Origin of the sequence: Pseudomonas sp. FH1 (assembly GCF_000510895.2) — a bacterium.
Taxonomy (GTDB): Bacteria; Pseudomonadota; Gammaproteobacteria; order Pseudomonadales; family Pseudomonadaceae; genus Aquipseudomonas; species Aquipseudomonas azotoformans_A.
This window is the reverse complement of sequence record NZ_AOHM01000118.1, coordinates 1-6,129: the sequence shown is the minus strand read 5'-3', so window position 1 is coordinate 6,129 and position 6,129 is coordinate 1. Positions and strand designations below refer to the sequence as shown.

General features: G+C 59.0%; 6 protein-coding genes. 4 read left to right on the top strand and 2 right to left on the bottom strand.

What is annotated here, in order from left to right; translation table 11 throughout:
• Positions 1-60 precede the first annotated feature (60 nt).
• Complete coding sequence (locus H096_RS26050; RefSeq protein WP_033902228.1) at positions 61-669, bottom strand: ArsR family transcriptional regulator; 609 nt, start codon at positions 667-669, stop codon at positions 61-63.
• 164 nt (positions 670-833) lie between these two features.
• Here H096_RS26050 and H096_RS26045 point away from each other — a divergent pair, with 164 nt between their 5' ends.
• The 4 genes from H096_RS26045 (at position 834) to nadA (ending at position 5,547) form a co-directional block, all read left to right on the top strand.
• Entirely contained in the window at positions 834-1,064 is a 231-nt protein-coding gene (locus H096_RS26045) for a hexameric tyrosine-coordinated heme protein (RefSeq protein WP_033902227.1), read from the top strand.
• Positions 1,065-1,275: 211 nt separating this feature from the next.
• Entirely contained in the window at positions 1,276-2,562 is a 1,287-nt protein-coding gene (locus H096_RS26040) for an outer membrane protein transport protein (RefSeq protein ID WP_033902226.1), read from the top strand.
• A gap of 117 nt (positions 2,563-2,679) precedes the next feature.
• Entirely contained in the window at positions 2,680-4,254 is a 1,575-nt protein-coding gene (locus H096_RS26035; protein ID WP_241495546.1) for a lactate dehydrogenase, read from the top strand.
• A gap of 234 nt (positions 4,255-4,488) precedes the next feature.
• On the top strand, positions 4,489-5,547 hold the full coding sequence (gene nadA, locus H096_RS26030) for a quinolinate synthase NadA (protein WP_033902225.1): 1,059 nt from the start codon (positions 4,489-4,491) through the stop codon (positions 5,545-5,547).
• A gap of 4 nt (positions 5,548-5,551) precedes the next feature.
• Here the strand turns inward: nadA and H096_RS26025 are convergent, their stop codons facing one another.
• On the bottom strand, positions 5,552-6,040 hold the full coding sequence (locus H096_RS26025; protein WP_033902224.1) for an RDD family protein: 489 nt from the start codon (positions 6,038-6,040) through the stop codon (positions 5,552-5,554).
• Positions 6,041-6,129: the final 89 nt, after the last annotated feature.

The window sequence follows — 6,129 nt, the reverse complement described above, 5'->3', positions numbered from 1 at the left end:
GCGTTTTGAGACTGAAACAGGTGTAAACCTATTTCAGGACTAGACACTCGGGAAATCCTGTCAGGCGCTGTGCTCAATAAAGTACTGACAAATCAGCCGATCCTCCCGCAAGCACTGTTCGCTCGCCGGCATCCCGGTGGCTTCGGAAAAGAACGCGGCCATCGCCCTGCACACACACTGTTCTTCACGCACCACGCTGCCCACTGGGCAGGTGAAGTTGCGCACCATCACACCACCTCCCTGGGGCACCGCCTCGGTACTCGCGCCCAAGGCGTCGGCGGCCGTCATGGCCGCACGCAAGCCGCTGTCAAAATCCACGGGGTTGGCTAGGCCAGCGCGTTGGGCCAACTGGCGGCCGGTTTGTTCCAGCACATCACCCAGCTCGTCGACGTTGTAGCGGTCCTTCAGGGTGGCCAGCAACTGCGTGAGCAGAATTTGATAAGCCGTTGAGGTGACGTCTTCGCTGCCCGGTGCGGCTTCGAAGATCACGGGAGGCTTGCCCACAGTGTTAGGCGGACGGATCTTGCTGCGGCGCACCAACCCCTCCGACTCCAGCTGTTTGAGCTGCACGATCACGGCATTGCGGGTCACGGCCAGAAGTTCGCAGAGCTGCACCACGGTCAGTGGCTCGCGCTGGAGAAGCTGCAGGATGTCACTTTTGGTACTCACGGGCGGTCAGGTTCGCTGGCGATTGGGAGGGGCGAGTATAGCGTTAACAAATCCAGTTCATGGAGAAAAAACAATAACGACAACAAATATTGTCAATATGGCTCGACAGTGATTAGAATCCTCTGCGCCATCGCACTGTGCGATCTAAAAAAAGGAAATGCCTGATGAGTCTGATACCCAACAATTCACTGGTCACCGCAACTCCCGAAGAGGGGCGCGAGCTGGCTATCAAAATGGCGCGGCTGGTGATCAAGGCTACCCAACCCGATGAAGCGGTACGCGGTCGCTTGCGCGATGTGTATGCCAATGACGCGGCAATGCTGATCAGCATTGGCCATGTGGTCGCGACGGAATTTGCGACGATTGCGGCGGCGAATAAATACTGGAACGTGTAGGGCGACCCGGCAGCCAGCGGTCTCTGTTGGCTGCCTGGAACTGCCCGGTCACAACCGGGTTGAAAGGTCTGAAAAAGACGCGATAAAACAGCAGAAGTCTCTGATATACATAGGATTGTCCGACAATCCGCTGCATGAAAAACTCTTCATAAACCCCCCGCTCGAACGTTGGTAGCTTCCTCGTCGCTGCCCCACAATTCGAGTCCTAATAATGAATAACAAAACTCTTAAAGGCGCCTTGGCGCTCGCCGTTTCCCTTGCCTCAACCCCGCTGTTCGCCGGTGGTTTCGCGCTCAATGAACAAAGTATCAGTTCAATGGGCACGGGCTATGCCGGTCGCTCCTCATCGGCCGAAGACGCCAGTACCGTATTCGGCAACCCCGCCGGCATGTCTCGCTTGAAGCAGAATGAAGTCAGTCTCGGTGCGACTTACCTCGATGCCAAAACCGATATCAAGAACGCCAGTTCCTCGCAGTTCGGTGCCGACAACCCAGGCACCAACAAGGGCGATATGGTGCCCGGTATTGCCGTGCCGATGGGCTACTTGGTCACGCCCATCGATGAGCACTGGGCGTTTGGCCTGGGCATCTATGCGCCGTTCGGCCTGGTGACTGACTATGAGCACAGCTTCCAGGGCAATGGCTTCGGCAACAAGAGCAAGGTTTCGGTCATCACCGTGCAGCCGACGGTCAGCTATGCCTTCAACGACAAGGTGTCGGTAGGCTTCGGCCCGACCTTCAACCGCATCAGTGGCGAGCTGGATTCCAATGTGCCGCTGGGTGGCGGAGCCGGCGAAAGCGTGAAGGTCAAAGGCGACGACAACGCCACCGGGTTCAACGCCGGTATCCTGGTGCAACCCCTCGAAAGTACGCGTATCGGCGTGACCTACCACTCGCAGGTGGTGTACCACCTCACCGGCAAGACCCACGCCTCCGGGTTGATTTCCGATGCCTTTGACGGTGGCCCGCAGCGTTATGACGCCAGTTTGAACGTGACCACGCCTTCCTCGGTGGATTTCTCGGTCACCCATCAACTGAATGACGACTGGACCCTCTACCTCGGCAGCACCTACACCCGTTGGAGCCAGTTGAAGAAGATCACCATCAACAACGACGGCGTGTCCGACCTTACCGCTCAATTCGGCGGCCTGGGCTCGATCACCGAACAACAACACTGGCATGACACCTGGTCCCATGCCATCGGCGCAGCGTATCGGGTCAACAAACAACTGGTGCTGCGGACCGGTTTCTCGGTGGACCAGACGCCGACCAACAACACCGACCGTTCCGTGCGGATTCCTACGGGGGATCGCACTGTTTTCAGCCTGGGCGCCGGCTGGACGCCCGTCGACAACCTGACGTTCGATGTGGCGTATTCCTACCTCAAGGAAGAGCCGATCAAGGTCCATCAGAACCTTTCCCAGGTAGGGCTGACCTACGATGCCAAGTATGAAAACAGCGCCAATGGGTTCGGTGGATCGGTGACTTACCGGTTCTGATTTTCGCAAAACCGCAAGGAGCCAGCTTTTTGGCATGGCTCTTTGCTATCTACGTGCTGTCAATCGATCGAAGTCTTGGTTAAATTGAGCATTGTCCAGCTCAAGACAGGGATCGCCATGACCACGCTTTCGCCTATTAATACCGGCAATACGCTTATCGCCCGTCCGACAGAAACGCCGCCTGCAACCCTGACGCACAACGTTGAAGTCAGCCTGAAGAGGCCCTCTGCAGTCGTCAGCCTGGGCAACGTCGTCTCCGATACGCTTTCCGACACCTATTCCCGTCGCGGACAATTACCGGGTCAAGAAGCCGTGCGTGCCTGGGAAAGTGATAGCCAGGACGCGCTCAGCAAGTCGCTCAACGCCAACTTCAATTCGCAGTCGACGGCCAACCGCTTCAGTGGCTTGGGCGCCGGTCTGATTGCGCAGTTCGCCAAGGGCGGGGCAGCGGTTTCCCAGTCGGTGATGTTCGCGAGTGCCGACCGCGCGGCGAACGCGGGTGAAATCAAAGTTGATCAGGGCCTGCTGCACACCAAGGCCGACAATCAGGTCAGCCTCAGCATCAAGACCGCCAGCGGCAAGACCGTCACCTTCAGCCTCTCGAGCCAGACCGATGGCCTGGGTGTGCAAGCGACGGTAGACGGTGGCACCTTGACCGATGAGGAGCTCAAGGCCGTCGGCAAACTGGGCAGCGCCTTCCAGTCCGCCGTGGATGGGTTGACGGCAATGCCACCGAAGCTCGACCTGAGCCAACTGACGCAGTTTGATACCAAGCTGCTGGCGTCGGTGGACCTCAATGCCACGCTCAAATCGCTGGACGGCCAGGACCTGAGCCTGGCCTTCCACGCCGACAGCAAAAGCCGCACCACCCGCATGAGTGGCCCGCTCGGCGAGCTGAACCTGGCCGTCGACCTGAAAAACGCCGCGATCCTCGGCAACGCCAAGCAACAAACCAAGGCCCTGCAAAGCTATCTCGCCCAATTCGACCGGGCGCAGGAGCGCGGCAGTGCCAAGCCAGAGCTGATGGCGATGTTCAAAGACGCTTTCAGTGCCATGAACAGCCATTACCCACAGGGCGTTACCCTGCCCGAAGCGTTGACGCGCAATTCGACCGACCAGGGCTTGCTGACCGGCTTGGCGGACTTCAAGGCATCCATCAAACAGGCCAGCGAATCGCCTAACCCGATGCGCCCGTCTGAAGTGGACAGCTTCGCCTACGAGGTCTCGCAAAAGACCCGCGTTGGCGGCACCAGCTCCTTGGATCGCAGTGTCAGCCAGGACCAGCAGTCGAGCCTGTCCGCGAGTTTCCATAAGGGGCTCAAGGGCGGCAAAGCGCCTGCCCTGGACGGCAATGCAGAGTCGCAGAATTATCGCTACGTACAAGTGCAGGACAAGGCCAGCAGTTCGGCCAAGCTTTCCTACAAGGACGGCCTGCTGGCCAGTGCAACCCTCGATCAAAGTGCCAGCCAGAACACCCGCACGCAGCAATATGTGATGGGCAAGTTGGTGGAAGACACCACGGTGCCGAAAGAGGCGTCGGTCAAGCGCGACTATCTGGTGTTGCTCGAATACGCGGCCAAGGAAAGCAAGAAGTCCAAGGATGCGCTGGAGGAGTCCACTGTCAAGGAAGCCCTGGCCAGTCTGCATGCTTCGGTGATGTTGCAGGAAGATCCGTCCGCATTGGCACGCTGACACGGCTGCAGAAACAGGAGCCTCCAGTGATAGAGGCTCTTTTTTTTGCCCGGCGGACGCACCGACGAATGCCAGATTAGGCTTTTGAAACCCTTGGATATTCTGTAGCCTTGCGCAGCTTCACGTTAACCCGTGCTTGATGAACACAATCACTTCGTCCGGCGGCGCCCGAAGGGCTCCAGAGCCGGTGGTACACTCGACTTTCGCGCAACTGCGCCTGCAGGTCTTGCGAACATGACGCAAATTTCCGAACGCCTTCTGGTTCAAGCCCACCTCGACGCCAAGCAGCCCAAGGCCCTCAGCGCTGCTGAAGAGGCGAGCCTACGTACCGCCATCGCCGCCGAGCTCAAGGCTCAAGACGCGGTGCTGGTTGCCCACTTCTACTGTGACCCGGTGATCCAGGCCCTGGCCGAAGAAACCGGCGGCTGCGTCTCCGACTCCCTGGAAATGGCCCGCTTCGGCGCTGCCCACCCGGCCAAGACCGTATTGGTCGCCGGCGTGCGTTTCATGGGCGAGACCGCCAAGATCCTCACCCCCGAAAAACGCATCCTCATGCCCACCCTGGAGGCCACGTGTTCCCTGGACCTGGGTTGCCCGGTGGAAGAGTTTTCAGCGTTCTGCGACCAACATCCCGAGCGCACCGTGGTGGTGTACGCCAACACCTCGGCGGCGGTCAAAGCCCGGGCGGATTGGGTGGTGACTTCCAGTTGTGCATTGGAAATCGTCGAAAGCCTGATGGACAACGGCGAGACGATTATCTGGGGCCCGGACAAGCACCTGGGCACCTACATCCAGCGCCAGACCGGTGCCGACATGCTGCTGTGGGACGGTGCCTGCATCGTCCACGAAGAGTTCAAGTCCAAGCAGCTTGAAGACATGAAGGCGCTGTACCCGGATGCAGCGATTTTGGTGCACCCTGAGTCGCCGACCTCGGTGATCGAACTGGCAGACGCCGTAGGTTCGACCAGCCAGTTGATTGCGGCTGCCCAGCGCCTGCCGAACAAGACCTTCATCGTTGCCACCGACCGCGGCATTTTCTACAAGATGCAGCAGCTGTGCCCGGACAAAGTCTTTGTCGAGGCGCCTACCGCTGGCAATGGCGCGGCGTGCCGCAGTTGCGCACATTGCCCGTGGATGGCGATGAACACGCTGGAGCGCACGCTGCAGTGCCTGCGCGAGGGTAGCAACGAGATCTTCGTCGAGCCCTCAGTGATCCCGCAGGCCGTGCGCCCGCTCAAGCGCATGCTTGATTTCACTCAGGCTGCCCGCCTGAAACTGGCCGGCAACGCCTGAGTCGTTATTTTTTCTGTTTGGGGATGCGAACCAGCTGGCTGTCGGAATAGATGTCATGCCAGCTGCGTTTGCGCTTATCAACCAGCGACCAGATAAACCCCAGCCCCACGCACAACCACGACGCAATCGACACCACAAAGCGCAACAGCGCCTGCCACAGGCTGATCCGTGAGCCATCGGCGTTCTGCACGCGCACGCCCCACACCTGCATGCCCAGGGTCTGCCCGGAATGGGTCCAGAACTTGGCGAAAAAGCCGAACAGCACGAACAGCAGAATCGTCGACAGCAACGGGTCGCCGTCCAGCGCGCCGGACTCGGTCAGGGTGCGCATCTTCGCTTCACCGACAAACGCGATCCAGATCAGTTTGTAGACGAACGCGGTAACGATCAGCAGGGCAGTGCACAACAGAAAGTCATAGAACATCGCTGCCAGGCGACGGCCCAGGCCAACGGCGGGAAATTCGCCTTGAGGGCTCAGCAGGGGTTTTGACATGGCAGGGCTCTCTTGTGAAAAAAGCCATTTTACGAGCAAACGTGTCTAGTCCTGAAATAGGTTTACACCTGTTTCAGTCTCAAAACGCC

Bases quoted from the DNA above. Each gene is read 5' to 3' on its own strand.
- H096_RS26045 (WP_033902227.1), top strand. From the start codon at position 834: ATGAGTCTGATACCCAACAATTCACTGGTCACCGCAACTCCCGAAGAG.
- nadA (WP_033902225.1), top strand. From the start codon at position 4,489: ATGACGCAAATTTCCGAACGCCTTCTGGTTCAAGCCCACCTCGACGCC.
- H096_RS26025 (WP_033902224.1), bottom strand. From the start codon at position 6,040: ATGTCAAAACCCCTGCTGAGCCCTCAAGGCGAATTTCCCGCCGTTGGC.
- H096_RS26040 (WP_033902226.1), top strand. From the start codon at position 1,276: ATGAATAACAAAACTCTTAAAGGCGCCTTGGCGCTCGCCGTTTCCCTT.
- H096_RS26035 (WP_241495546.1), top strand. From the start codon at position 2,680: ATGACCACGCTTTCGCCTATTAATACCGGCAATACGCTTATCGCCCGT.